This window comes from Acidimicrobiales bacterium (assembly GCA_030747595.1).
GTDB lineage: Bacteria > Actinomycetota > Acidimicrobiia > Acidimicrobiales > MedAcidi-G1 > UBA9410.
In genome coordinates this window covers 1-572 of record JASLKK010000070.1, presented here as the reverse complement: position 1 = coordinate 572, position 572 = coordinate 1, and the positions used below count along the sequence as shown (strand labels likewise).

General features: G+C 61.5%; 1 protein-coding gene. It reads right to left on the bottom strand.

What is annotated here, in order from left to right:
- Positions 1–50 precede the first annotated feature (50 nt).
- The coding region (locus QF777_12145) for a carboxyl transferase domain-containing protein (GenBank protein ID MDP6912279.1) at positions 51–572 on the bottom strand (522 nt) is incomplete at its 5' end.

The following is a 572-nucleotide window of genomic DNA, read 5'->3' as shown; positions in this document are numbered from 1 at the left end:
ACTCCAGGCTGCATAGCTCGGTTTCTGGGAGTGGGTCCGAGGTCAAAGTCTCACATCCTGAACACGCCGTAGCGAGTCTCTGGCATGGGGGCATTGAGGCTGGCGGAAATAGATAGCCCCAGAACGTCCCTGGTGTCTCTGGGGTCGATCACCCCATCGTCCCAGAGCCTTCCGGTGGAGTAGTAGGGGCTGCTCTCTCGCTCGTACTTGGCACGTATCTCGTCCGGGTCCTCCTTTCCGACCGTGGACAGTACGCTGGCTGCCTGCTCCCCCCCCATCACGCTGATCCTGGCGTTGGGCCACATGAACAGGAATCGTGGGTCGTAGGCCCTTCCGCACATGCCGTAGTTTCCGGCCCCGTGCGAGCCACCGATGATGACTGTGAACTTTGGCACCGGTACGCAGGACACCGCGGTGACCAGCTTGGCTCCGTCCTTGGCGATCCCTCCCGACTCCGCCTCGCGACCGACCATGAATCCGGTGATGTTCTGAAGGAAAACCAGCGGGACTCCCCTCTGGCCGCAGAGCTCCACGAAGTGGGCTCCCTTCAGAGATGACTCGGAGAACAGGAT